Below are 26,376 nucleotides of genomic sequence, written 5' to 3' on the forward strand. Positions count from 1 at the left end.
TGATTAAGGAGCGCTACCGTGAGTGGAATTTTATTAGGAATTAACATCGACCATATTGCTACTCTACGACAAGCGCGTGGTACAGATTATCCTGATCCTGTACATGCAGCAGCAGTCGCAGAACATGCAGGTGCAGATGGTATTACTATTCACTTAAGAGAAGATCGTCGCCACATTGTTGACCGAGATGTATATCTTTTAGCAAAGACGCTAAAAACCAGAATGAATTTTGAATTTGCTGTGACTGAAGAAATGATTTCTATCGCCTGTGATGTTAAACCTGCTTATGCGTGTTTAGTTCCAGAAAAGCGTGAAGAGTTAACGACTGAGGGTGGTTTAGATGTTGCCGGTCAGATGGATAAAATCACTGATGCAGTGACGCGTTTAGCAGGCCATGGGATTAAGGTGTCTTTATTTATTGATGCTGATAAAGCGCAAATCGATGCAGCTGTGGCCTCTGGTGCTCCATATATTGAAATTCATACTGGTTGCTATGCTGACGCTAAAACTGATGAAGAGCAAGCATTGGAATTAGCACGTATCACTGAAATGGCTAAGTATGCGCATAGCAAGGGCTTAGTTGTGAATGCGGGACACGGTTTGCATTATCACAATGTCAAAGCGATTGCTGCTATTCCTGAACTGTATGAGCTGAATATTGGTCATGCAGTGATTGCTAGAGCAGCCATTGATGGCTTAGCTGTCGCAGTTAAAGATATGAAGAAACTGATGCTAGAAGGTCGCAGAGGCGAGTAATGGCAATCAAGGGACTTGGCACAGATATTGTTGAAATCAATCGCATTGAACAACAGTATGCCCGTTTGGGAGATAAGCTGGCAAAGCGAGTACTCACACCAGTAGAGTTACAAGTGTATATAGCCTCAAGTGCGCCTCATCGCTTTCTTGCAAAGCGATTTGCTGCAAAAGAAGCGGCAGCAAAAGCATTAGGTACAGGTATTGGCCGAGGTGTATCGTTTCAGCATATTCACATCAGTAATAACGATAGTGGTGCACCGCAAGTGAGCTTTACCGACGGGGCGCTTGCACGAATGCATGAACTCGGCGCCACAAGCGGGCATCTGACAATTGCTGATGAGCAGCACTACGCAGTTGCTACCGTGGTTATTGAGTCCTAACGAGTTGTATCGACAATAACTCATTTTAGTTTTTATAAAAGCGCTTCGGCGCTTTTTTTATTTGTGCCGAAAATTAAATAACTGGTCTAAAGGCATTGATTGAAAAAGCTAGAGCTTGAGCTCCACTGCTAACTTGAGGTAAGTTAACAAGGTGTTACATAATAATGATAATAAGGACTCAAGATGAAATCGGCCGTAGAACAACTCGCAACCTATAAAAGTGTGCATTTAAACCCAAAAAACATTCGAACCCACTTCGTTGGTGTACCGTTAATTATTTGGTCAGTCTTTTTGTTGCTTAATCTTATTCCTGTTAATTTTGTCTTATTCGCTGAAGAGGGGATTAAGCTGAACGTAGCAACTCTATTCGCCATAGGCACTTTAGTTTACTACTTTGTATTACACAGAGGACTAGCCTTAGGTTTGACGATTTTTATTATTCCTGTGTTAATCACATCCTCATTAGTGTCACAAATTAATGGCGCTTGGATGATAGGTATTGGCGTATTTTTTATTGGTTGGGTAATTCAGTTTATTGGTCATAAATACGAAAAAGCAAAACCGGCTTTTATTGATGATTTGAATCAGTTATTAATAGGTCCGTTTTTTTTAATGGCTGAACTGTACTTTATGCTGGGTATGAATAAAGCACTCGAGCAAGAGATTACGCCGATAGCCCGAGACAAACGTCGCGCACTTGAGGCAAAAAGAAAACAAGCAGCGTAAACGCCGCCGTTCTCCCATAAATAAAGGCGCATTTTGCGCCTTTATTTATGGGATGAAGAAAGCGTTGGTGTTTTACTCTTCAGCTTCCTCATTGGTGGGCTCTTTCACTAATGGAATGACCTTAACCGTTTTTATCATATTATCCGAGACATCTATGACTTCGATATGGTAGCTATCAATCGTTAATCTGGTACCTGCATCAGGGATATCTTCAAGGTACTCGATAATGATTCCATTCAGCGTTTTTGGGCCCTCTGTCGAAAAGTCCCACTTCATTTCTTTATTTAAATCACGAATGTTGATTGTGGCATCAATAATGAAGCTACCATCTTGTTGAATATCAATGTCTTCGCTGGCAGTGGTAATCATCGAAGTGGTAAAGTCGCCGACAATTTCCTCTAAAATATCTTCAAGGGTGACTAAGCCTTGTATATCGCCATATTCATCAACAACTAATCCAAAACGCTCTTTGTTTTGCTGAAAATTCGATAGCTGCACAGTCAGAGGAGTGCCTTCAGGGATGAAGTATAATTCTTTAACGGCTCTTAATAGCGATGACTTGCTGAATTCTTCTTTTGATTGCAGGCGTAATGCATCACGTAAATGAATAAACCCGACAGCATCATCAATATTATCTCGATATACCAAAACCCTGGTGTGTGGGCTTTGGGTGACTTGTTTATTGATGGTTTTAAAATCATCATTAACATTGATTGCGTAAATATCTGAACGAGGGATCATAATGTCTTCTACCGTGACTTTTTCTAAGTCTAAAATCGATATCAGCATCTCTTGATGTCGTTGTGGAATAAGGGCGCCAGCTTCATGAACAACTGTTCTTAATTCTTCTTGGCTTAAGGCATCATTTACACTGACATTTTTAATGCCGAGTAAGCGAAGAAAACCAGAAGTGATTAAGTTAATCGCTTTAACAAATGGCCATAATACTGAGAGTAGGGCACGCAATAGCCAGCTTGATGGAAAAGCAATTTTTTCAGGGTGTAAGGCTGCAACGGTTTTTGGGGTTACTTCTGCAAAAATCAGTACCACTAATGTGAGTACACCAGTGGCAATGGCTACGCCCACATCACCAAATAAGCGTATTCCAATGATCGTAGCGATTGCTGAGGCAAGAATGTTAACTAGGTTATTACCGATAAGAATTAAACCAATAAGCCTGTCTGGTCGCTCCAACATTTTTAGGGCGCGTTGTGCCCCTTTATGACCATTTGCTGCAAGATGGCGAAGTCGATAACGATTTAATGTCATCATCGCCGTCTCTGAGCCTGAAAAGTAAGCTGAGATTAGGATTAATACCAGAAGAGAAAGGAAGAGTGCGCTGGTAGAAATAGCGTCCAAAAATAGCTCCAGTTAATGTAGTAAAAAAAAGACGAATGATGAGTATCAATCATTCGTCATAAGTGTCAAGTTTGCTTGCGGCTAATTAAATAATTATCGGGTTATCGCAAAATGAGCTCGGTTACTATTCGTGCGCCAAAATAAGCAAGCGATAGCAAGGCAGCCCCTGAAAGCGTATAAATAACGGCAGTGCGAATACGACAACCGATAGTGTAATGCTGCCATAACATGATGCTGTACACGACCCAAGCGAGAATAGATAAAATCGCTTTATGGCCTTTACCGTCTTCAAACATGTCTTCTAAAAAGATAAAGCCTGTTGCTAAAGATAAAGTAAGTAACATCACACCAATAGTAACCAAGTGATATAACTGCTTTTCAACCGTCATTAATGGCGGCATACCAGGGCTCATCATGGTCTTTTTGTTTTTTAATTTATTTTGAATTAGCCATAGTTGAATCGCATAAAGTGCGGCAATCATCAGGGCACTATACGCCATTAATGATAAAACAATATGAGCGAGTATTTCTGGGTGGCCATCAAAATGAATAATGTACTGTGGTGGAATTAACCAGAGTACGGCAACTGATATTACCGAACAAGCATAAACCACAGGCACGACAACAATCACTTTTAAACGGTGCATTATGATGGTGAAGCTAAAGGCAATGATCCAATTAACTAACGAAATGACATTCGTTAAACTAAAGTTCTGCCCTTCAGCAGTATAAATGGTTTGTGATAGCGCTATGCCATGAAGCACAACTGCAATAGAAGCAAAGATTGCGACTAATTTACGGTTGGGTCCTTCTGCATGAAACAATCGACTTGTAACAAGTACAAGTGCGATGCAGTAAAACAACATAGCCGAAGCTGAAAAAATGACCATCTGGAATAAACCTATCAAGTTAGTAGTGCAGGTTGTTTTTAAAAATAAAATCAGCACAAAATTATTTATCTTAGATTAACATGAACCAAGGTCATTAGGGCAGTGACCTAAGACCCAAAATTTAACAGTTTCCTCCATTTAACGCCAAATAATTTACGAATAATGACCTACATCAATACTCTGTCTGAAGGCTAATCTCGCATCTTGAAGTAGTTTGGGTATAATAGGCGCCAATTATCGAATCGTTTTAAGGTAAACAGCAGAGCATGTTTGAGAATCTATCCGACAGACTGTCGCGCACCCTCAAGAATATTAGTGGTCGTGGTCGCTTAACCGAAGACAACATTAAAGAAACCTTGCGAGAAGTGCGTATGGCACTACTTGAGGCTGATGTTGCATTGCCCGTTGTACGCCAATTTGTTAATAGCGTAAAAGAGCGTGCCGTAGGTCAAGAAGTCTCTAAAAGTTTAAGTCCAGGACAAGCATTCATTAAAATTGTCCAAAATGAACTTGAAAAGGCAATGGGTGAGGCGAATGAAGCTTTAGATTTAGCCGCTCAACCACCTGCAGTATTAATGATGGCCGGCTTACAAGGGGCGGGTAAAACGACCAGTGTCGCTAAATTAGCGAAATTTTTGCGTGAGCGTGAAAAGAAATCTGTACTGGTGGTCAGCGCTGACGTCTATCGTCCTGCAGCGATCAAACAGTTAGAAACACTAGCAACTGAAGTTGAAGTTGAATTTTTCCCATCAGATGTTAGCCAAAAGCCAGTTGATATCGCAAAGGCGGCTATTGCTCATGCGAAATTAAAGTTCATTGATGTGGTGATAGTCGATACTGCGGGTCGACTCCATGTTGATGAAGCTATGATGGATGAGATTAAAGATCTCCATGCCACGATTAACCCAGTTGAGACTTTATTTGTTGTTGATGCAATGACAGGTCAAGACGCAGCTAATACGGCAAAATCATTTAATGAAGCGCTACCGTTAACGGGTGTTATTCTGACAAAAGTTGATGGTGATGCTCGTGGTGGTGCCGCACTATCTATCAGAAACATTACCGGTAAACCAATTAAGTTCTTAGGTGTTGGTGAAAAAACCGATGCACTAGAACCTTTCCATCCTGAACGTATAGCATCACGTATTCTTGGTATGGGCGATGTATTGTCCCTGATTGAAGAAGTTGAGCGTGGTGTTGATAAAGAAAAAGCGATGAAGCTTGCTTCGAAAGTGAAGTCTGGTGGTGGATTCGACCTTGAAGATTTTCGTGAACAACTGCAGCAAATGAAAAACATGGGCGGCATGATGGGCATGATTGAGAAACTGCCTGGTGTAGGCCAACTTCCACCAGAAGCATTAGCTCAAGTTCAAGATGGTAAAATGACCAATCAAATGGAAGCCATTATTAACTCTATGACGCCTGGCGAACGCCAACGTCCAGATATTATCAAAGGATCGCGTAAGCGCCGCATTGCATTAGGTTCAGGTACTCAAATTCAAGACGTTAACCGTCTATTGAAACAGTTTACCCAGATGCAAAAAATGATGAAAAAAATGTCTGGTAAAGGGGGCATGAAGAAAATGATGCGCAGCATGGGCGGAATGATGCCTCCTGGAATGAAGTTCCCAGGGCGTTGATTCGTAGCCTTATTCAATAAAGACTTTTCAATTTGTCCCGTAAAGATTGAATTCTCATTGATGCAACCTTAAATGTCTTGGTTTAAAAAACGACGGATTTGGTTGCATTAATTGTAAAATCAGGTAAAATCTTGCGGCTTTCTCTGGGGCCCTTCGCGAACACGGAGTCCCAGTTTTTATTTTGCTAACTAGCAAATCATTAGAGGAATTAAAACGCATGGTTACCATTCGTTTAGCTCGTGGCGGCGCAAAAAAGCGTCCATTTTACAATATCGTTGTTGCTGATAGCCGCAATGCTCGTGACGGTCGTTTCATCGAACGTGTTGGTTTTTTCAATCCTTTAGCTAAAGGCCAAGAAGAAACTTTACGTTTAGATCTAGACCGTGTAGATCACTGGGTTGCTACTGGTGCAGCAACTTCAGAACGCGTAGCAAAGTTGATCAAAGACGCTCGTAAAGCTGTTGCTTAATAGCGTTAAGGTATAAATAGATGAGTAGTAATCAACAACCCATCGTACTAGGCAAAATTGGTTCTAGTCATGGTATTAAAGGTTGGATGAAAATCACTTCTTATACCGATTCTGTTGAAGGTATTTTTGATTATTCGCCTTGGCTAATTAAAGAACAAGGTGAATGGCGTGAAGTTAAGGTCGCTCAGTGGCGTTATCAAGGTAAAGCTATTGTTGCTTGTCTTGAAGGCGTAAACAACCGAGAAGATGCGCAACTGCTTACTAACTGTGAGATTGCCATCCAGCATGACCAAATTAAAGACTTGTCAGAAGATGAATTCTACTGGCGTGACTTAATTGGTTGTACTGTGACAAACACTAAAGGCTATGACATGGGCAGTGTTGACCAGATCGTGGAAACAGGATCTAACGACGTGTTACTTGTTAAAGCTAACGTTAAAGATGCTTTTGGCAAAGCGGAACGCATGATTCCCTTTGTCCCTGAGCAGTTCATCCTTGAGGTGAATGTGCAAAGTAAACAGATATTAGTGGATTGGGATCCAGACTTTTAAGTCGAGGTACAACATATGTGGTTAGGGGTTGTAACCCTGTTTCCTGAGATGTTTCGTGCTGTTACAGACTTTGGAGTGACGGGTCGAGCCGTTAAAAACGGACTGTTAGAGTTGCAAACATGGAATCCTCGTGATTTCACACATGATCGACATAATACTGTTGATGACCGCCCTTACGGTGGTGGTCCTGGTATGTTGATGATGGTGCAACCGTTACGCGATGCGATTCATGCTGCGAAAGCAGCTGCAGGTGACGGTGCGAAGGTGATTTACTTATCGCCTCAAGGGCGCAAGCTGGATCAGCAAGGTGTCAGTGAGTTAAGTCAATCATCGAGTTTGGTACTGGTATGTGGTCGATACGAAGGTGTTGATGAACGTATCATCCAATCTGAAGTTGATGAAGAATGGTCAATTGGTGATTATGTGCTTTCGGGCGGAGAATTACCTGCGATGACTCTCATTGATTCAGTTGCAAGGCTAGTACCTGGTGTACTAGGTAAGCAAGCATCAGCAGAGCAAGATTCTTTCTCTGATGGTTTATTGGATTGTCCTCACTATACTCGCCCTGAAAACTTGGATGGTGTTGGTGTTCCGGCAGTGTTGTTAAGCGGTGACCACGAAAAAATTAGACTCTGGCGGTTGCAACAAAGTCTTGGTAGGACTTTTTTACGACGACCAGAATTATTTGAAAATCTAGCTCTGACTGGCGAACAAAAGACTCTTTTAGCAGAGTTTGTTAACAATTTAGACAAACCTGTTTAGTCGAAGCTCAGTTAATCCTAGAACGGAGTAAGTTATGAACAATATCATTAAAATGCTCAACGATGAGCAAATGAAAACTGACGTACCTGAATTTGGTGCTGGTGATACAGTAGTCGTTCAAGTACGTGTTAAAGAAGGTGAAAAAGAGCGTCTACAGGCGTTCGAAGGTGTGGTAATCGCTAAGCGTAACCGTGGTCTTCACTCTGCATTCACTGTACGTAAAATCTCTAATGGCGAAGGTGTTGAGCGTGGTTTCCAAACTCACAGTCCACTAGTAGCTAGCATCGAAGTTAAGCGTCGCGGTCGTGTTCGTCGTGCTAAGCTTTACTACCTACGTGAGCGTTCAGGTAAATCTGCACGTATCCGTGAGAAGTTGGCAACTAAGTAATAGTTACCCGCTTGAAAAATTAGATGCAGTGTTCGCACAACAACCCGCCTATATGGCGGGTTTTTGTTTTATTAGTCAAAATTAAAAATTTTTAGGTTGCTAAGTGAACTTGAACAAGGCATAGTTAGCTCAATCTTGTAATGGTGTAGCGTTACAGTGGTATTTTTAGATAGAGTTAACACGAACAGAAGTGAGTATAGAGCATGCAACAAGATACGATTAACAACGTCCACATTAGTTCTGAAAAGGTGTTGGTTACGCCAGCTGAGTTAAAAAATGAGTTACCGTTATCAGATCATGCTTATCAATATATTTTAGATGCTCGCCAAACGGTGGCGGATATTGTTCATAAGCGCGACAATCGTGTGCTAATCGTGACAGGTCCTTGCTCTATTCATGACATCGATGCAGCAAAAGAATATGCATTAAAACTTAAAAAACTTCACGATGAGTTAAGTGGTGAATTTTACATCTTAATGCGAGTGTACTTCGAAAAACCTCGCACCACAGTAGGCTGGAAAGGGCTTATTAATGATCCTGATATGAATGAATCATTTGATGTAGAGAAAGGCTTAAGAATGGCGCGTGAGCTGATGATTTGGCTTGCAGAGCTTGAATTGCCTGTGGCAACAGAAGCACTTGATCCTATTAGTCCGCAATACATGTCAGAGTTAGTTACTTGGTCTGCTATTGGAGCAAGAACGACTGAATCGCAAACACACCGTGAAATGGCATCGGGCTTATCTATGCCGGTGGGATTCAAAAATGGTACTGATGGCAAACTAGATGTGGCTATTAACGCATTAAAGTCAGCTGCCAGTAGTCATCGCTTTATGGGGATTAACCAACAAGGGCAAGTATCATTATTGCAAACGGCAGGTAACCCAGATGGGCACGTTATCTTACGTGGTGGTAAAACCCCAAACTATGACGCAGAAAGTGTCGCCGTTTGTGAAAATCAATTACATAAAGCCAAACTGAATGCGCGATTAATCATTGACTGTAGTCATGGTAATTCATCTAAAGATTACACAAGACAAACCTTAGTCTGCGAAGATGTGTTTCAGCAAATCGCCGACGGAAACCGCTCTGTAATTGGTGTCATGTTAGAAAGCCATTTAAATGAAGGAAATCAAGCTTGCGATAAACCATTACCCGAGCTTGCTTATGGCGTATCTGTCACAGATTCATGTATCAATTGGGCGACGACTGAGTCATTATTGCGTCGTAATGCTGAATCATTAAAAGCAATTTTACCTACCCGCTTTGAGGCTAAGTAGTTGACCAATACTGCAGAGATTGAACTACCATGAACGAAAAAACGACATTAGATTTAGAAAATTTACGAGAGTTAATAGATGGCGTAGATAAGCAGTTATTGAATTTGCTACGAAAGCGCTTAGATCTTGTTGCGCAAGTCGGCACGGTTAAGCATGCTGCAGGTGTCCCAATTTATGCTCCGCAACGTGAAGCTTCAATGCTGGCTAAACGCCGTAAAGAGGCGAGTGAGATGGATATTTCTCCTCAACTTATTGAAGATATTTTGCGTCGTTTAATGCGTGAGTCTTATTTAAATGAGAAGGATGTTGGTTTCAAGCAAGTTAAAACGGATCTTGGTCATATTGTTATTGTGGGTGGCGAAGGTCAATTAGGTGGGCTTTTTAGTCAAATGCTGACGCTGTCTGGTTATCAAGTTAAAAGCTTAGATAAAGATGATTGGCATCGTGCTGATGAACTTTTTGATGGTGCTGGAATGGTGATTGTCACTGTGCCTATCAAGATTACATGCGATCTGATCAGAGACAAATTAAATAACTTACCTGAGCAGTGCATATTAGCTGATTTAACATCTATTAAGTCTGAACCGTTAAATGCAATGTTAGCAGCCCATAAGGGCCCTGTAGTTGGCTTACATCCAATGTTTGGTCCTGATGTTGGCAGTTTAGCGAAACAAGTTGTGGTTGTCTGTGATGGCCGTGGAGCGGAGTCTTATCAATGGCTACTTGAGCAAATAACCATTTGGGGGGCTCGAATTGTCAATGAAAATGCCGAAAAGCATGATAAAGCCATGCAGTTAGTTCAAGCAATGCGCCATTTTTCCAGTTTTGTTTATGGGGTGAATTTGTGTAAAGAAGAGGCTGATATTGAGAGTTTATTGCAGTTTAGTTCTCCGATTTACCGTCTTGAGTTAGCGATGGTTGGTCGCTTGTTTGCTCAAGATCCTGAGTTGTATGCCGATATAATATTTGCACAAGAAGGCAGCCAAGTTGCGATTAGTGATTATCTTGATAATTATCGTGATGCGCTGACATTACTTCAAACTGGTAATCGTGAGGCTTTTGTTGCCCAGTTTAAAGATGTGGCTAAATGGTTCGGTGATTTTGCTCCACAATTTCAACATGAAAGCCGTGCAATGTTGCAGTCAGTTAATGATATGAAAACGAATTAGTTTCAATTCGGTTGTAAAAGTCAGCTAAATATTGCGAAATGACGAAACTAGGATTATGGTTATAAGGGAGTTACGCTGAGTAACTCCCTTAAATTTAACGTGAATAGGAGTGAAGTCTAATGACAGAGACTGAGGTTTACACCGCAGAAGATTTATCACTCGGCCACTTTTTATACGCGCTCATGAGCGCATTTCCATTGTTCTTTTTGCCTGTTTTCTTTAGTTTATTGATTAACCTGTCACAAACTAATATAGCGACACATTCATTGCTGTCATCGCATTTACGTTGGCAACGTAACAGTATTACTGGGTTAGTCACTTTATTGTTGATTGGTTACTTTATTCCTTTGCTCTGGCTCAGCATCCCGATTTTTTTGGCTGCTTTAACTTGGTTTAGCTACCGTATTTTTAAAGGTTGGTTAGGGCTAAATGACAGTGTGAATATGTACTAAACAACGGCTAAAGCCTTGCACCTAAAGTAAGGTCAAATACAGTAAGACTAAAAATAAAAAACCGAACTCTTTAGTTCGGTTTTTTGTTGCTTGTTAATTTAGCTAGCTAAAGCTAACAGAAGCTAGATTTTAATAACAAGTTTGCTATTGATGCAATTGATGTAAAAGTTCAGTCTGTTGTGCTATGTCAGTTAGTTGCTTATTGCCTATAATCAGTCCACTTGCACTTAGCTGTTTAATCGCTTTAGCTTGTTGACTGACGAGATTATCTTCAACAGCAAAACTAGTGTTCCCTAGTATTGGTAAGTGACTTTGTGCGATAACTTCGATTAACCCTGCAAGGTCTAGAGATAATTGCTCCGGTGTTGTAAAGCTTCTTACACCAGCTTCAACGAGTATTAATTGCTGATTACCTTGCGTCAGGATTTTGTTTGCCGATGCAAGCCAGTCAGCGGTGCTTGCCATCGTATTTCGTTCTAACAATACTGGTGTTGTCACTGAGCCCGCAGAACATAACAATTCATCGTTATACATTTCTTTGCCTGAAATGTAGACCATATCAGCTACTTTCACCGTGTCGTTAATTTCGCTGACTGAATTTACTTCCACGACGCTAGTTAAGCCAGCTTGGTCTAGTAAGTGACAGTATTGCTTTATCTCAGATAAGGAAACACTTTCTGTTGCTGTATTAAGCATTAACACTGCTTGATATCCAGTTTCTTTGATTTGTTTCACTTGTGCTGCAAAGGCATCATTCGCCATTGGAATATCAAGTTGTTTAATGGCCGCAAACTCGCCTTTTCCGACGTTGAATTGTTTAACCTCTATGACCGTTTTTTGCTGGCGATATAAAGTTGAATGTTTTGGGGCATCATCGAGAGTGTTGCTTTTTTCACTGGTTTCTTTTGAGCTGACGGGCTCGATAAGTAATTGACTATTATTTAATTGAGTCGGTTTTACCGTTTCGCATGGGTAACAACCTAGCACTTTAATAAAGCGTGTTAAGCGTTCTAATTCTTTAAGCGCTTGTTGAAGCTCTGCAGTCGCTAAGTTTGCATCAACATCTAAATAAAACATCTCTTCCCAAGGGGTTCCAGGAATAGGGCGAGACTCTAATTTACTCATATTGATATTATGAGCCTTGAGTACGAGTAGCGTTTCAACTAGCGCACCAGGTTTTTGGCCTGTAGCCATAATCAAGGTTGTTTTAGCGGGTAACTGAGAAGGCACATCGACCGCTTTTCTTGCCACAACAATAAAACGGCTTTGATTTATTTTTTGATTTGCTAAACCATTTTCAGCCGCACTTAGCTGATAAAGCGCTCCGCCTTCTGCACTTCCAATAGCAGCAACGCTATTATCGTCAGCATCAATGACATTTTGCATCGCTTCAGCACTACTTGAGCAATATGCCAAGGTTAATTTAGGGTGTTGTGATAGCCAGTGACTGCATTGGCTAATGGGTTGCGGGTGAGCAAATACTGTTTTGATATCTTCTAGGCTTGCTCCGTCTTTGGTCAATAAGCAATGACCCACTTCAATGGTCGTTTCACCGACAATAGAAAGAGATGTGTGTTGTAAAACATCGTAAACTTCATTGATGGAACCTGATGAAGTATTTTCTATAGGCAGAAAACCTAAGTCAGCATGACCAAGCTCTACGGATTTTACGATTTCATCAAAGCTCTGACAGCCTAAATCAATCATTTCCACTTGTCTGCGCTGGCAAAAACGACTGGCAGCTAAATAAGAATAAGAACCGCGAGCACCTAGATACGCAATAGTCGATTGGGGTTGTTGAATTTCAGGGTTAGCCCGACCGTGAAGATATGCTTGCTGATTAAGTACAGAGTCTTCGATAATGCTTTGATATAAAGAGATAACAAAATGTGCGTCTAAACCGTGTTCTCGACCTTGTTGCACCAGTCTTGCAAGTAACTCTTTTTCACGTTTGGTATCTCGGATAGGTCTGACATCGACTTCCTTACTACGTGCAACATCCAAGCTTAAACTTCTTCGCTTTGAGAGAAGTGATAGTAACTCTTTGTCTAGGGCAGTGATTTGCTCTCGGGTTTGATTTAATTCTGGTGCTTTTTTCATTATTGCCTCTATAAAGACTGCTTAGAGATACTTACTGCCGTATGCATCAGGAATAAATTAATAAAAAGCCCCCCAAGTGGGAGGCTTCTAATTTCATTTTCGTTTTTACACAAAAAATCCGCCTCAATGTGGGGGCTGAATAAAAAAGAAAATAAAATTGCTTGGAATGAATTTGTTCATGTCATTAAAACTAAAGTGCAGAGCAGGTTGTGTCAATTAAATTATGCTCAAGATTATCGATAAACTGAGGTTATTAATGCTAAATACATAAAAAAGCGCATCCGAGGATGCGCTCTTGGTTGTTATGTAAATTGATCGTCAAGCTGCTGTTTCCTCCTTGTAGTCATACTCAAAATCATTATCGGTTTCAGCCATTGGCGAAACGTGACGTTGAGCTTGTGGTTTGTGGGTCAGGCGATTTAGCTGTTTTTCCAGCTTTTTACCCATTGCAGTAATTGCTGCGTAAAGGTTCTCGTTTTTCGCCTGGGCAAATAATTCTCCACTTGGCAAGCCTACAGAAGACTCAATTTTAAAGATCTGCTTTTCCTGAGTGATGATAACGTGCGGGTTAATTAATTGAATATCGTGTCGTGTGAGTTTTTCAAACTGTCCTTCAATACGTTCAAGAATTGGTGCAGTGACTTCAAGTTGCTTGCTAGTGATTTTCAGCATATTTCGAACCTTCTGTTGTTTGCTTAAGTTCAGATTACCAAGCTTATAAACAAAAAGCGTGATCTGAATCACGTTTTCAATCCAATAATAGACTGTTTGATTCATATTTGATCGCTTAGACGTTTTTGGTAAAAAACTCAGTAAAATTGCTTGAATTCCTGTTTTAATCGGCTCATATTGGAATGGATAACATGACTTACGCCTCCAAGTGATGATTCATTTTTGACCCACTTTTTATAATAAAATGACCTCATAAATCCTCTCTTGCTCCATCACTTCTTTTTCTTTGCTTATGAGTGTCACTCTTTTTGCTGATAGTTGACCGATGTTACTGTAAAAATGAATGGGCAAGCATGGAACTCACCTAGTTTGTACAGCCTTGGCTAAATAAGTTGATAAGCGGTTAAATTGACATAAAAAATTACGCTTCTTTACGCAAGACCTCTATGAGAGCAGGTCTAGTGTCTTTATACTGCTAAACAATCTATGAACTTTGATGACAAATAATATGAGTATAGAACAAAAGAAAATTAAGGTATGGGACATACCAACTCGATTATTCCATTGGTTAACGGTTGGGTTATTATTTTCACTTTGGTGGACTGCTGATAGTGGAGAAATGGAGTGGCATCAAATATGTGCCTATAGCTTCATGGTTTTGATTATATTTAGGCTGTTATGGGGGGTTATAGGCAGTGAAACTGCCCGTTTTAGTGACTTTATTGCAGGCCCTAAAAAAGTCATGGCCTATGTTACTGGAAAAAAGACTTCACCAGTCGTTGGTCATAACCCATTAGGTGGTTACATGGTATTGTTTATGCTGGCCGTGTTAAGCCTTCAATTGGTCAGTGGTCTATTTTCTAGTGACGACATATTTACTGAAGGTCCCCTATATTCAATGGTTTCTTCAGATGTTAGTCGTTGGTTTACATGGCTGCATAAAGTCAATTTTAACGTCATTTTGGCTTGTATCATCCTCCATATTTCAGTCATATTGATTTATGCCATTAGAGGCAATAATTTAGTTTCTGCGATGATTTCTGGTAATAAAAAGCTGTCAGATGAAGAGTTAAGCATGTTACCAAATACGCCGAAAATGGCTTCATCTATCTTAGCGATGAGCTTAGTGCTTATATTAAGTGCTGTAATTGGGTATTGGCTGATTGCACCTATTGTTGCTTTCTTATAAATCGATACTTAATTATTCTGATATTGATTTGTTAAGATCAAAAAGCCCACTTTAGTAGTGGGCTTTTAATTTGTATTGATTAATTAAATTAATTAATCTTTTTTATACATATCGTGGCAACTTTTACAGCTCTTGCCGGTATTACCAAAAGCCTGCTTGATTTGTTTTTTATCGCCACTTTGAGCTGCAACTGATAACTTAGCGGCATTCTCTTGGAAAGTCGTCATTTTGCTATCAAAGTCAGCTTTGTTTGACCAGATTTTGGCTAGCGCTTCAGTATCGCCCTTGTCAGAACCATCAATGAAGCCTTCATGTGGTATTTTTGCTAACGCTTCAAGGTTTGCTGCACGAGTTTGAAAAACATTAAGATCGAAATCTTTTTTACCTTTCAACATGGCACCCATGTCTGCAAATTGGTAACGGATTAAGCTAAATCCTGATTTACGATAATCAATCGCGTCATCTGCATCTTCAAAGTTGTGCGCATTGACACTTGGTATAAGTAGTGCACTCACTGCTATTGCTAATATCTGGCTTTTCATAAGCTTTCTCTTATTTTCTAGTTATATGGTTAAGAAATGTCATCTAGGTTCATGTCACATTTTACACATAATTTTGAACTGAGTGCGAGTGTTGTTTGTGTCTATTTGTAAGTAAAAAGTAAAACTTAGCAATAATAAAAAAGATTCAAAATTTTTTATTTCTATCGAGAAAAACTTGGTACACTTTGTACTGTTGAAGCATTACTAAAAGAGAGCAATATGCGCGCAAATTGGGAATCCGTGATTGAGAAAGTGTTGAGTTATCCTGATTCAGACGAGTTGAATGTGTTATTTCAATTGCTATTAACTGAAGAAGAACGCAGTGCCGTTGCAGGTCGTTTAAAAGTTTTCCAATTACTACTTCAAGGTGAACTCAGTCAGCGACAAATATCAGCAGATTATCAGGTCAGTATTGCTACAATTACACGATGTTCAAATTATCTAAAAAATATGAATAATGAACACCGTGAATTGATCCGTAATATGATTTTGTAAGGCTCGTTAATGATAAATGGGTCTTTATGGTCACGATGATTTTGATCTGACTTTGATTACCAACGCTGCATTTTAACGACTGGGACCTTATGGTGCCTGTAGCTAATTCTGCGCAGCAAAATGTATAAACCGTAGGTCAATAAACAGATAGAGATTACGACACCTGAATCTCGTGGTAGGAATCGAAATATAAGTCCCGCAGACATAATGTAAATGAAGGGTAAATAACCATAAATACTCTCAGGTAAAATCCCATCGATACGTTTTCGCTTCCTGTCGGTTCGGCGGTTACGCGAGCGTTGATTCCAAATGTGAGCGCCATAAAAATATACCAGTAACGATGCTATGATGGCATAAGGTTCTTTTAATAGGGCAACACTTCCAGCCCCAATAACCAGATAAGTTAATGGTAGGATTTCATAGATTGGTTTAATTAACATAAGCACTCCGTCGCTTGTTATTAATCATCAGCTAGTATCAAAAATTAACGCTATAATCTTTGTCGATACTCACTGCTGTTTTTTTATACTCCTTAAATAATAACTTAAAAAAAATACGTTACCCATGAAATTGGCTAACGTATCTTTGATTTCAAACTTTTGGCGTAGTGCTGAGAGCCTAAGTCATTGAATTAAGCATTAAGCACTTCACACCCGCTGTTGAGTTAGTGACAACCACAGCCACCATTGCCATCACAGCCAGGCTTTTCTGTATCACATTGCTCGTGTTCATGAGCATGATCATGGCCACAACCGCCTGCTGCATGAATATGTCCGTGAGCCACTTCTTCAGCTGTAGCTTCACGAACATCCATCACTTCGACACTGAAGTTTAGGGCTTGGCCTGCAAGAGGGTGGTTGCCGTCTACAACGACAACGGTATCTTTTACTTCTGTCACTTGAACAGGACGTTGACCCATTTCTGTTTCTGCAATGAAACGCATACCTGGAACGATATCTTCGATATCACCAAAAGCTTCTAAAGGCACTTCTTGTTTTAGGCCTTCGTGGTATTCCCCGTAAGCTTGTTCTGTTGGGATATTTGCATCGAATTTATCACCAGCAACTTTGCCTTCAAGTTCAACCTCAAGACCCGGAATTAATCCTTCTGTGCCATGAAGGTAAACCATTGGTTCTGCTTCAAATGAACTTTCAATCAGTTCGCCATTAGCGTCTGTTAAGCGGTAGTGAATAGTCACTGCTGAATGTTTTGTGATTTTCATATCGACTCCAATTCTTAATGTGGCGGCATGATAATACTTTTTAACTTTGTGTGCGATGATTTGTATCAGCTTTTGCTTATTCAATCACATGTTTCTGAATTTGTTTAAAATGAAACAATTTCAAGCAAGTTGATGATAGAGGAGATTAAAACATCTTATTATGTTGAGTTGACGGCCAATCAGTACTGGTAATCGTATTATTCATGCTTTTATCTTTACTTGTCCTTTTGGGTACAGTTTAAGTAGCTGTTTTCTAGGTTTTTTATGTTTTCGCATTCAAGAGGTTACGTTTACGTAAACAGGGTTTTTGTGCGACATTTTGTATGATTTGCGGATAAAAACTGTCATCAGCAGCTTATTTCTCAATGATTTTAGAACAATCTGGAATAAGCGGTTAAAAATAAAGCTTTATTAGGGGTTGACAACAGAGGGCAAAAAAAGCAATTCTGTTATTAATTCAAAACAAGTACATATTTGCTCGTGTTAATTGCATTGTTTCTTTCAATTTAATAGCAAAAATAGTACAAAAGAAAACAAATTTTAAATAAGTAGAGTGTTCGAATGAATGTCCATCAATATGTTGTAGCTACCATTATTACTACAACCACCACAATTACTATTGTGGGGGCGGGCTAAGTACACCCTAAAGATTTTATCGAAAGCCCGCTTCCCACAAAGAAGCGGGCTTTTTTGTTTCTATGCATAAATTATGAATAAATTTAGCTAAAGCTAACGAGTTAATGGAGTAATAAAATGAAAGTAATGAAGTTTGGCGGCACCTCGTTAGCCAATTGGCAACGTTTTCTCATGGCGGCAGATATTATTGAGCAGTCATCGGCTCAAGAGTCTGTTGCAACAGTCTTGTCTGCGCCTGCAACCGTAACAAATGGACTATTAGAATTAGTGGATTTAGCGCAGCAAGGTAAGGACTACAGCGCGACGTTAACTCAAATTGAGCAGGTGTTTATAGGGTTATTTTCCAGTGCCGCACAGACGCTTATTTCTGCTGAGCAGAAACAAGTTTTAGATGAAAAGTTGGTTATGCAACTGGCGGATTGGAAGGATAAATTAACTGGAATCGCCTTGTTGAGAGAATGTCCTGACCATGTAAGGGCGCAAGTTGTTGTATCGGGTGAGCGTCTTTCTGCTGCGTTAATGGAGCAGGTTATGAAGGCTAAATCGTTGACTGCTGCACAGTTTGATCCTAGGCAGCTTTTTTTAGCTCATGGTAAGCCTTTAGAGTCAGTTGTTGATATTAAAGCAAGTAAACAACGTTTTGCTGCATTAAATTTAGAAGAGGCAAGAGTTTGGATTATGCCTGGGTTTACTGCGGCAAATGAGTCAGGTAAAACGGTCACTTTAGGTCGGAATGGCTCAGACTATTCAGCTGCAGTTTTGGCTGCATGTATAGATGCATCAAGTTGTGAAATTTGGACTGATGTCGATGGTGTTTATAATACTGATCCCCGCGTTGTTGCTGATGCTAAGTTACTTGAACAGTTAAGTTATCAAGAAGCCATGGAGCTGTCGTACTTTGGCGCTAAAGTATTGCACCCTAAAACCATTGCACCGATAGCTCAGTATCATATCCCTTGTTATATCAAAAACAGTTTTAATCCTTCTGCGCCTGGCACTTTAGTATCGAACGAGGCTGACAAGACCGGATTGCAAGTTAAGGCTATTTCAAACCTTGACGATCAAACAATGTTTAATATCTCTGGCCCGGGAATGAAAGGCATGGTTGGTATGGCCAGTCGGACATTAGATGCCATCTCTCGCAGTGGTATTTCTGTCTCTTTGATCACGCAAAGCTCATCTGAATACAGCATTAGTTTTTGTGTTAATACAGATGAAGCTGAAAAGGCCAAACAAGCGCTTGAGCTTGAGTTTGAATTAGAAATCCAGTCAGAGCTACTTGAACCAATCGAGCTAAGACAACATTTAGCGATTGTTTCATTAATTGGCGATGGCATGAAAACTCATAAAGGGGCGGCGGCGAAGTTCTTTAGTGCGTTAGCCAAAGCCAGTGTGAACATCGTAGCGATTGCACAAGGCTCATCTGAGCGTTCAATCTCGACTGTGATTGAACAACGTAAAACTAAGCATGCTATTGCAGCTTGTCATCAAGCTTTTTTCGATGTTCAACAATATCTTGATGTGTTCCTCGTCGGGGCGGGCAATGTAGGAGCGGGTTTATTAGCGCAAATTCACCAACAAGCTCAAATGCTGAAAGAGCAGCACATCACAATGCGAGTGTGTGGCATCGCTAATTCTCGTAAAATGTTGTTAAACAGTGATGGTGTTGATTTAACTCATTGGCAAGCTTTACTCGCTGATTGTCAAACAAGTTATGATCTACCCGCTTTGTTTGCTTGGGGTAAAGAGCAGCAATTACTTAATCCTGTGTTGGTGGATTGTACTTCAAGTGAGTTGGTTTCTGACAGATACGTCGATGCAATGAACGCTGGTTTTCATGTTGTTACTCCAAATAAAAAAGCCAACACTCGTGATTATCAATATTATCAACAATTGCGAAGCACAGCGTTGTTGCAACGTCGTCAGTTTTTATATGAGACAACAGTCGGTGCAGGGCTTCCTGTTATTGATAACTTGAAAAAGCTGTTATTTGCAGGTGATAAATTGCAACGATTTAATGGCATATTATCTGGTTCATTATCATATATCTTTGGCATGCTAGATGAAGGCATGAGTCTATCTGAAGCCACGTCGATTGCTCGTGAAAAGTGCTTTACTGAACCTGATCCTCGTGAAGATTTAAGTGGTATGGATGTCGCACGAAAAGTCTTAATTTTGGCGCGTGAAGTGGGCATGGAACTTGAGCTAGATGATGTCATCGTAGAGTCAGTATTACCTGCATCTTTCGATGCATCAGGGGATATCGACACCTTTATGGCAAACCTTCCTAAACTTGATGCTGAAGTGAGTGCGCGAGTTGAAACAGCAAAAGCTGCAGGTAAGTTACTGCGTTATGTTGGTCAAATTGAAGATGGAAAGTGCTATGTACGTATTGCTGAAGTGGATTCAAGTGATCCACTTTACAGTGTTAAAGGCGGCGAAAACGCCTTAGCATTTTACAGCCAATACTATCAGCCTATCCCATTTGTGCTAAGAGGCTATGGCGCTGGAACTGATGTAACAGCTGCAGGCGCATTTGCAGATGTATTAAGAACCCTTAATTGGACACGAGAGGTTGGGCTATGAGCATAACAGTTTATGCACCAGCATCTATGGGGAATGTCGGTGTCGGCTATGACTTACTTGGGGCTGCACTTGCTCCAATTGATGGAAGCTTACTTGGTGACCGGGTGATGATTGAGTCAGCTGAGTCTGGTGTACATTACTCTCAAACAGGCGCTTGGGCAGATAAGTTACCTGCAGATGGAAAAGACAATATAGTCTATCAGTGCGCTGAGTTTTTTCTTAAAAAGCTAGCGATTCAACAAGGTGTTGCTATTAGGCTCGAAAAAAACTTACCAGTCGGCAGTGGATTAGGCTCGAGTGCCAGTTCAGTAGTTGCCGCTTTGTATGCGCTTAATGAACACTTTGAACAACCGTTTGACCAGCAAGCCTTGTTATTATTAATGGGTGAGTTTGAAGGTATGATTTCTGGTAGTGTTCACTTTGATAATGTGGCACCGTGTTATTTAGGTGGAATGCAGCTCATGTTGAATACCCCACAACAGGTTTGCGCAACGATCCCTAGCTTTAAACAATGGTATTGGGTTGTTGCTTATCCAGGGATTTCGTTGTCGACGGCTAAGATGCGAGCGCTATTACCCGAGCAATATGACAAGTCCGTGGCGATTGACTTTGCAAGACACCTTAGTGCTTTTGTCCATGCAAGCTATCAGCAAGACGCCTCATTAGCCATCAGTGTGCTAAAAGATGTTATGGCTGAGCCGTATCGTGCCAGTGCTATTCCCGGCTATACAGCAGCAAGAGAGGCATTAGCCGAGCTGGGTATGCTAACAACAGGTATTTCAGGCAGTGGGCCGACTTTATTTTCTGTGACCGATGATTTAGCCGTTGCAGAGCAAGCTAAATCGTGGCTTGAGAAACATTATTTATCACAGGCTGGTGGTTTTGCCCATGTCTGCCAACTCGACGATGCTGGCACCCGTTGTGTGTAACTCAATTATTATTGTATAGGCGTACCAAAATGGAATTATATAATTTAAAACATCCTTCTCAAGTGGTCAGTTTCAGTGAAGCGGTACAACTTGGACTTGGAAAGGATAGAGGGTTGTTTTTCCCTAAATCAATACCAACAATATCGAATATTGATGAGCTGCTACAGCTTCCTTTTGCTGAGCGAAGTAAGAAAGTGCTGGGCGCTTGGCTCGCTGATGAAATTGGTCAAGCAAGTGTTGATAAGTTAGTTGAGAATGCATTTACTTTTGATGCGCCGTTAGTTGCTGCTGATGATAAGCGCGCTTGTTTAGAATTGTTTCATGGACCAACCTTAGCATTTAAGGATTTTGGTGCACGCTTTATGGCCCAGTGCGTTAATTTACTTGCTGGTGATAAAAAGTTAACGATTTTAACGGCGACTTCTGGAGATACCGGCGCGGCAGTGGCTGATGCTTTTTATGGCTTAGATGCCGTACAAGTTGTGGTGATGTACCCAAAAGGCAAAATCAGTGAGCTACAAGAAAAAATGTTCACTACATTGGGGCGCAATATTCATACTGTTGCGGTAACTGCTGATTTTGATGCCTGTCAAACCTTGGTAAAACAAGCATTTGATGATAGTGATGTTCGTGATGGGCTACATTTAAACTCGGCTAATTCAATTAACATCAGTCGTTTATTAGCACAGATTTGTTATTACTTTGAAGCGGTTGCACAAGCAAAGCAAAAAGGTAACAACGAGATTGTAGTGTCAGTACCTAGTGGTAATTTTGGTAATTTAACTGCTGGGTTATTTGCAAAAGCGATGGGCTTACCTATCAAGCGCTTTATCGCTGCAACTAATTCAAATGATACCGTTCCTCGTTATTTATCAGCTGGTGATTGGGCACCAAATGCGACTGTTGCGACGATGTCTAATGCTATGGATGTTTCTGAACCATCAAATTGGCCAAGAGTTGAAGCAATATGCGAAACAATGGGATGGCCATTATCATCGATAACAGGCGTAGCGTTAACGGAATTGCAAACCACCAAAGCGTTAAGTGACTTATACCAATTAGGTTACCAATCAGAGCCACACGCTGCGATTGCGGCTCAAGCTTTGACAGATGAGCTTGAGGCTAACGAAACAGGCATATTTTTAGGCACAGCTCACCCTGCTAAGTTTAAGGATGTTGTGGATGAGCAATTACATATTAACCTTCCTTTACCTGTAGAACTTGAGGCGGTGGTTAATAAACCTATATTGTCAGCGGAATTAGCGCCTGACTTTGAGCAATTAAAAGCACACTTATTTAAAACCTTAAATTAACGAGTAGGGTTTAAAGCTATAAAGCACCGTAAAGGTGCTTTTTTTATGGTAAAAATTGCTCAGGAATATGCTTTTTCATTGCTTTTAAAGGGGGTTATTACAATCATTTATTTTATGATCTTCGTCATAACAAGAATTCAACCACTAGTGTAGATTGTAAATACTCGAAGTGTGATTAATCTATATACATGAAGGAATTGTGGTTATGGATAAAATGATATTGAAAAGGCTAATGAATGATCATAAGCATATTGCAGTTTTACTTGATGTATTAGCTAAAAAAAATCACAAACTTTCCCAAGGTGAAGCGGTTAACTTTTCGTTGATCAGAGATGTTGTCGAATATATGCAAGTCTATGCTGAGCATAGTCATCACCCTTTAGAAGACATCACTTACAATTACTTTGTTAAACAATTTTCTAGCCCCTGTAATACTCAACTACACGAAGAACACACAAAGCTTGCTGAGTATTCGGGTGCATTAATGTATAGCTTGAATCTTATTCTATCTGATGTGGTTATTTCTCGTGAAAAGTTAGTGACAGATTTGCAAGCTTATGTCGATATTCAGCGCAGCCATATGCACTACGAAGAAAGTGAATTGTTTCCTTTATTTGCAAAACAACTCACCGCACAGGACTGGGATACGATTAAATCTCAATGTGAAAAGCAATTAGTGGATGATCCTTTATTTAGTGACAATGATGAAAGTATCTTTGAAGATTTAAAAGCGCATATAGGCTTAGTTTGAAATGTTAACTAAATGAAACAAAAAAAAGAGCGCTATATGCGCTCTTTTTATTTTTTGATTTATGAATAACTATTCAATTAGTTTTAATGCTTATAATGGCATTGTTTCAAAATCAAAATCAAAACTTGTATCAATGTCTTGAAGTTCTTTGAGTAGACGCTGTTTGTCCTTTAACGCTTCTATCTCCCGCCATTTACGTTTTTTGTTTGAGCTTTTTGAGCGAGTTGGTCTTTCAACAACTTGGTCTAGCGCACCACCATAGTCTAAACGATCCATGGTAAACCTCCCTTGTTATTATGATGTCTCTATGCAAATAAGTATCATATTTCATCGCTATTGTGCAATAGCTTTGTTTCATTTTTGTTAATGCGGGCTGACAATTTAATGAAGCTTTACTGGCTAATTTAGTGACTTGTGCTATGTGAAGAAATAAGAGGGAATAAAAAAGCCAGCTTATGCTGGCTTTTTTAGGGTTTATATCTGACCTTGTCGATATAAATTAATTAATGCATTACTCGAACAATCTAGCTCTGAAGCGTCTTTTTCAGCTCCAATCCTATCAAGAACGTCATTTCCAAGTACCTTACCAAGTTCAACTCCCCATTGATCAAAAGAGTTAATTTGCCAAATAGCACCTTGAACAAAGGTTCTATGCTCATAAAGTGCGATTAAAGCACCTAAAGTGGTAGGGGTTAGCTTATCCATTAATAATGTGTTGCTAGGCTTATTGCCTGACATGACTTTGTGCTGTGAAATAAGGCTTTTTTCTGCTTCTGGCATATCTTTATCTGCAAGCTCAGCGTATGCCTCATCATACGTGCGCCCTTGCATTAATGCTTGGGTTTGTCCAAAGCAGTTAGAAGCAAGTTGGTTATGATGTTCACCTAACGGATTATGGCTTTGAAGCGGCATAATAAAGTCAGCAGGAATGAGTGCAGTGCCTTGATGCAGTAATTGGTGATAAGCATGTTGACCATTGGTGCCTTCACCGCCCCAAATTACCGGACCAGTACTAAAGTCAACTTGAGTACCATCTAGCATGACTGATTTACCATTACTTTCCATATCAAGTTGCTGGAAGTAAGCCGGTAAACCACGCAGGTAATGGTCATAGGTTAATACCACATGAGACTGCGCATCATGGAAGTTGCCATATAACACTGATAGCATGCCCATAATGACAGGCATATTTTGCTCAAGTGGTGTATGAGCAAAATGTGTATCCATCTGATGAGCACCGTCTAGTAACTGTGTAAAGTTGTCGAAGCCGACTAGCAAGGCAATGGGTAAGCCAATTGCTGACCATAATGAATAACGACCGCCAACCCAGTCCCACATAGGGAAAATGTTTTCAGCGTCAATACCGAATTCTGTGGCTTTATCGACGTTTGAAGTCACTGCAACAAAGTGTTTTGCAACATCAGTCTGCGAGCCACCATTCGCCAAGAACCAATCTTTAGCGCTAAGCGTGTTGGTTAAGGTTTCTTGAGTGCCAAATGATTTAGATGACATAACAAACAGGGTTGTTTCTGCATCTAAACCTTTTAACTTTTCACAGATAGAGGTGGCATCAACATTGGCAACAAAATGACAATTAAGACCTTTAACCCAGTACGGGCGTAATGCTTGAGAGACAATTTTTGGACCTAAAAAGGAGCCGCCAATACCAATGCTGACAATATCAGTAATGGTTTTACCGGTATAACCCTTCCAGTGGCCATCTTGCACTGATTCAACAAACTGCTGCATTTTAGCCAGTGTCTGCTGTACTTCAGGTACGATATTCTTGCCTTCAGCCATTATTACCTGTTCAGGCTTACTGCGAAGTGCCGTATGAAGTACTGCACGGCCTTCTGTGTTATTAATAATGTCGCCATTAAACATGGCTGCAATCTTATCGCTTAGGTTAGCTTCTTTAGCTAACTTGAACAGCAAAGATAAGGTTTCATCATTAATGCGGTTTTTAGAATAATCTAGTAATAAACCACAGTCCTTAACACTGAGTTGCTCAAACCTTTGTGAATTTTGAGCAAAAAGTTCGCGCATATGAGGCAATACAGATGCATTTTGAATTAACTGCTGCCAGGTATTACTCTGAGTTAAATGGGTCATGCAAATCACTCCATTGATTAATTAATTAGCCTAGCTTCTCGTTTAACATGACTTCAAGTTTCCCTTGATCAATGGCAAAGTTACGAATGCCTTCTGCTAATTTATCTACAGCCATTGGATCTTGATTATATTCCCAGCGGAATTGTTCTTCAGTAAGTGGGGTTGGTGCTGCTTCAACTGACGTAGCTGGTGCTAACTTTTGTGTGATAGCTGCATCGCTATTAGCAAGCTCTTCAAGTAATGCAGGCCCAATGGTTAAGCGGTCACAACCAGCAAGTTCGATGATCTCGCCAATGTTACGGAAGCTTGCGCCCATAACAACGGTATTATACCCATGACGCTTGTAGTAATTGTAAATGTCGGTTACTGATACAACACCTGGATCGGTCTCAGCAGTGTAATCTTGACCTGTGTCTTTTTTATACCAATCTAAAATACGACCAACGAAAGGTGAGATTAAGTAAACACCGGCTTCAGCACATGCACGTGCTTGAGCGAAACTGAATAGTAAAGTTAAGTTACAGTTGATGCCTTCTTGCTCAAGTTGTTTTGCTGCGCAAATACCTTCCCACGTTGATGCAAGTTTAATCAGAATACGAGATTTATCGATACCAGCTTCTTTATAAAGCTTGATTAACTTATGTGCTTTTTCAATTGAACCTTTTTTATCAAATGAAAGGCGAGCATCAACTTCTGTCGAAATACGGCCTGGGACAATTTTAAGAATTTCAACGCCGATATTAACTGCTAATTTATCGCCTGCGTCTTCTACTTGTTGCGCTACATCATTTGACTGAGCTTTAGCCCAATTAATTGCATCATCAATTAGTGGTGCGTACTCAGGGATCTGAGCTGCTTTTAAGATCAGAGAAGGGTTTGTTGTCGCATCTTCAGGTTGGTAACGTTTGATTGCTTCGATGTCGCCAGTGTCTGCAACAATAGTTGTCAGTGCTTTAAGTTGAGCTAACGTGTTCGCCATGGAAATTTCCCTCTCAAGTAACAAAGTT

26 protein-coding genes and 1 other annotated feature are annotated in these 26,376 nt (G+C 40.3%); of the genes, 17 read left to right on the plus strand and 9 right to left on the minus strand.

All coding sequences use genetic code 11. The annotated features are described in order from the left end of the window. Positions 1 to 18 precede the first annotated feature (18 nt). The 3 genes from pdxJ to AN944_RS15770 all read left to right on the plus strand — a co-directional run bounded on the left by pdxJ (position 19) and on the right by AN944_RS15770 (position 1,862). Positions 19 to 756 (plus strand): pyridoxine 5'-phosphate synthase, encoded by a 738-nt coding sequence (gene pdxJ / locus AN944_RS15760; protein ID WP_055025601.1) that lies wholly within the window; start codon positions 19 to 21, stop codon positions 754 to 756. Further along, complete coding sequence (gene acpS / locus AN944_RS15765; RefSeq protein WP_055025602.1) at positions 756 to 1,136, plus strand: holo-ACP synthase; 381 nt, start codon at positions 756 to 758, stop codon at positions 1,134 to 1,136. The genes pdxJ and acpS overlap by 1 nt, the downstream gene beginning before the upstream one ends. A gap of 183 nt (positions 1,137 to 1,319) precedes the next feature. Continuing rightward, positions 1,320 to 1,862 carry a DUF962 domain-containing protein gene (locus tag AN944_RS15770; protein ID WP_055025603.1) on the plus strand — a complete coding sequence of 181 codons (543 nt, stop codon included), beginning with the start codon at positions 1,320 to 1,322 and terminating at the stop codon, positions 1,860 to 1,862. A 72-nt stretch (positions 1,863 to 1,934) separates the two neighbouring features. On the opposite strand, the gene AN944_RS15775 is transcribed toward AN944_RS15770, so the two are convergent. Both AN944_RS15775 and AN944_RS15780 read right to left on the minus strand, forming a co-directional pair. Then, complete coding sequence (locus AN944_RS15775) at positions 1,935 to 3,221, minus strand: HlyC/CorC family transporter (RefSeq protein WP_055025604.1); 1,287 nt, start codon at positions 3,219 to 3,221, stop codon at positions 1,935 to 1,937. Between the two features lie 101 nt (positions 3,222 to 3,322). Beyond that, on the minus strand, positions 3,323 to 4,111 hold the full coding sequence (locus tag AN944_RS15780; protein ID WP_055025605.1) for an inner membrane protein YpjD: 789 nt from the start codon (positions 4,109 to 4,111) through the stop codon (positions 3,323 to 3,325). Between the two features lie 266 nt (positions 4,112 to 4,377). Here AN944_RS15780 and ffh point away from each other — a divergent pair, with 266 nt between their 5' ends. The 8 genes from ffh to AN944_RS15820 all read left to right on the plus strand — a co-directional run bounded on the left by ffh (position 4,378) and on the right by AN944_RS15820 (position 10,822). Continuing rightward, entirely contained in the window at positions 4,378 to 5,751 is a 1,374-nt protein-coding gene (gene ffh, locus AN944_RS15785) for a signal recognition particle protein (protein ID WP_055025606.1), read from the plus strand. 217 nt (positions 5,752 to 5,968) lie between these two features. After that, on the plus strand, positions 5,969 to 6,220 hold the full coding sequence (rpsP, locus tag AN944_RS15790; protein ID WP_055025607.1) for a 30S ribosomal protein S16: 252 nt from the start codon (positions 5,969 to 5,971) through the stop codon (positions 6,218 to 6,220). Positions 6,221 to 6,240: 20 nt separating this feature from the next. Further along, positions 6,241 to 6,771 carry a ribosome maturation factor RimM gene (rimM, locus tag AN944_RS15795; RefSeq protein ID WP_055025608.1) on the plus strand — a complete coding sequence of 177 codons (531 nt, stop codon included), beginning with the start codon at positions 6,241 to 6,243 and terminating at the stop codon, positions 6,769 to 6,771. Positions 6,772 to 6,786: 15 nt separating this feature from the next. Next, positions 6,787 to 7,533, plus strand: a complete 747-nt coding sequence (trmD, locus tag AN944_RS15800) for a tRNA (guanosine(37)-N1)-methyltransferase TrmD (protein WP_055025609.1) — start codon at positions 6,787 to 6,789, stop codon at positions 7,531 to 7,533. Between the two features lie 34 nt (positions 7,534 to 7,567). Continuing rightward, the gene (gene rplS / locus AN944_RS15805) at positions 7,568 to 7,921 is read left to right on the plus strand and encodes a 50S ribosomal protein L19 (protein ID WP_055025610.1); all 354 of its coding nucleotides are present in this window, start codon (positions 7,568 to 7,570) and stop codon (positions 7,919 to 7,921) included. A gap of 203 nt (positions 7,922 to 8,124) precedes the next feature. Then, a complete protein-coding gene (locus AN944_RS15810; protein WP_055025611.1) occupies positions 8,125 to 9,201 on the plus strand; it encodes a 3-deoxy-7-phosphoheptulonate synthase in 1,077 nt (358 codons plus the stop codon). 29 nt (positions 9,202 to 9,230) lie between these two features. Next, positions 9,231 to 10,370 carry a bifunctional chorismate mutase/prephenate dehydrogenase gene (gene tyrA / locus AN944_RS15815; protein ID WP_055025612.1) on the plus strand — a complete coding sequence of 380 codons (1,140 nt, stop codon included), beginning with the start codon at positions 9,231 to 9,233 and terminating at the stop codon, positions 10,368 to 10,370. A 119-nt stretch (positions 10,371 to 10,489) separates the two neighbouring features. After that, positions 10,490 to 10,822, plus strand: a complete 333-nt coding sequence (locus AN944_RS15820) for a hypothetical protein (RefSeq protein ID WP_055025613.1) — start codon at positions 10,490 to 10,492, stop codon at positions 10,820 to 10,822. A 144-nt stretch (positions 10,823 to 10,966) separates the two neighbouring features. On the opposite strand, the gene AN944_RS15825 is transcribed toward AN944_RS15820, so the two are convergent. Then, entirely contained in the window at positions 10,967 to 12,922 is a 1,956-nt protein-coding gene (locus tag AN944_RS15825; protein ID WP_055025614.1) for a chorismate mutase, read from the minus strand. A gap of 59 nt (positions 12,923 to 12,981) precedes the next feature. Further along, positions 12,982 to 13,095: a sequence feature (Phe leader region), on the minus strand. Between the two features lie 145 nt (positions 13,096 to 13,240). After that, positions 13,241 to 13,594 carry a ribosome hibernation-promoting factor, HPF/YfiA family gene (hpf, locus tag AN944_RS15830; protein WP_055025657.1) on the minus strand — a complete coding sequence of 118 codons (354 nt, stop codon included), beginning with the start codon at positions 13,592 to 13,594 and terminating at the stop codon, positions 13,241 to 13,243. 508 nt (positions 13,595 to 14,102) lie between these two features. Here hpf and AN944_RS15835 point away from each other — a divergent pair. Then, positions 14,103 to 14,783, plus strand: a complete 681-nt coding sequence (locus AN944_RS15835) for a cytochrome b/b6 domain-containing protein (RefSeq protein WP_055025658.1) — start codon at positions 14,103 to 14,105, stop codon at positions 14,781 to 14,783. A gap of 92 nt (positions 14,784 to 14,875) precedes the next feature. Here the strand turns inward: AN944_RS15835 and AN944_RS15840 are convergent, their stop codons facing one another. After that, positions 14,876 to 15,325: a cytochrome c gene (locus AN944_RS15840; protein ID WP_055025615.1), complete on the minus strand. Its 450-nt coding sequence runs from the start codon at positions 15,323 to 15,325 to the stop codon at positions 14,876 to 14,878. Between the two features lie 219 nt (positions 15,326 to 15,544). On the opposite strand from AN944_RS15840, the gene trpR reads away from it, so the two are divergent. After that, positions 15,545 to 15,820 (plus strand): trp operon repressor, encoded by a 276-nt coding sequence (gene trpR / locus AN944_RS15845; RefSeq protein WP_055025616.1) that lies wholly within the window; start codon positions 15,545 to 15,547, stop codon positions 15,818 to 15,820. A gap of 664 nt (positions 15,821 to 16,484) precedes the next feature. Here the strand turns inward: trpR and AN944_RS15855 are convergent. After that, positions 16,485 to 17,042, minus strand: a complete 558-nt coding sequence (locus AN944_RS15855; protein WP_055025618.1) for a peptidylprolyl isomerase — start codon at positions 17,040 to 17,042, stop codon at positions 16,485 to 16,487. Between the two features lie 753 nt (positions 17,043 to 17,795). Here AN944_RS15855 and thrA point away from each other — a divergent pair. The 4 genes from thrA (at position 17,796) to AN944_RS15875 (ending at position 23,257) form a co-directional block, all read left to right on the plus strand. Then, complete coding sequence (thrA, locus tag AN944_RS15860; protein ID WP_055025619.1) at positions 17,796 to 20,264, plus strand: bifunctional aspartate kinase/homoserine dehydrogenase I; 2,469 nt, start codon at positions 17,796 to 17,798, stop codon at positions 20,262 to 20,264. Continuing rightward, positions 20,261 to 21,193, plus strand: coding sequence for a homoserine kinase (gene thrB, locus AN944_RS15865; RefSeq protein ID WP_055025620.1), 933 nt, complete (start codon positions 20,261 to 20,263; stop codon positions 21,191 to 21,193). Before thrA ends, thrB begins: the two co-directional genes overlap by 4 nt. Positions 21,194 to 21,222: 29 nt before the next feature. Further along, positions 21,223 to 22,506, plus strand: coding sequence for a threonine synthase (thrC, locus tag AN944_RS15870; RefSeq protein WP_055025621.1), 1,284 nt, complete (start codon positions 21,223 to 21,225; stop codon positions 22,504 to 22,506). Positions 22,507 to 22,723: 217 nt separating this feature from the next. Beyond that, complete coding sequence (locus AN944_RS15875; RefSeq protein ID WP_055025659.1) at positions 22,724 to 23,257, plus strand: hemerythrin domain-containing protein; 534 nt, start codon at positions 22,724 to 22,726, stop codon at positions 23,255 to 23,257. A 90-nt stretch (positions 23,258 to 23,347) separates the two neighbouring features. Here the strand turns inward: AN944_RS15875 and AN944_RS15880 are convergent, their stop codons facing one another. From AN944_RS15880 to tal, 3 genes are all read right to left on the minus strand, one after another. Next, complete coding sequence (locus AN944_RS15880) at positions 23,348 to 23,533, minus strand: DUF3545 family protein (RefSeq protein ID WP_055025622.1); 186 nt, start codon at positions 23,531 to 23,533, stop codon at positions 23,348 to 23,350. A gap of 198 nt (positions 23,534 to 23,731) precedes the next feature. Continuing rightward, complete coding sequence (gene pgi, locus AN944_RS15885) at positions 23,732 to 25,369, minus strand: glucose-6-phosphate isomerase (protein ID WP_055025623.1); 1,638 nt, start codon at positions 25,367 to 25,369, stop codon at positions 23,732 to 23,734. Positions 25,370 to 25,394: 25 nt separating this feature from the next. Beyond that, complete coding sequence (gene tal, locus AN944_RS15890) at positions 25,395 to 26,348, minus strand: transaldolase (protein WP_055025624.1); 954 nt, start codon at positions 26,346 to 26,348, stop codon at positions 25,395 to 25,397. Between the last annotated feature and the right edge of the window lie 28 nt (positions 26,349 to 26,376).

Source organism: Shewanella sp. P1-14-1, from assembly GCF_001401775.1.
Taxonomy (GTDB): Bacteria; Pseudomonadota; Gammaproteobacteria; order Enterobacterales; family Shewanellaceae; genus Shewanella; species Shewanella japonica.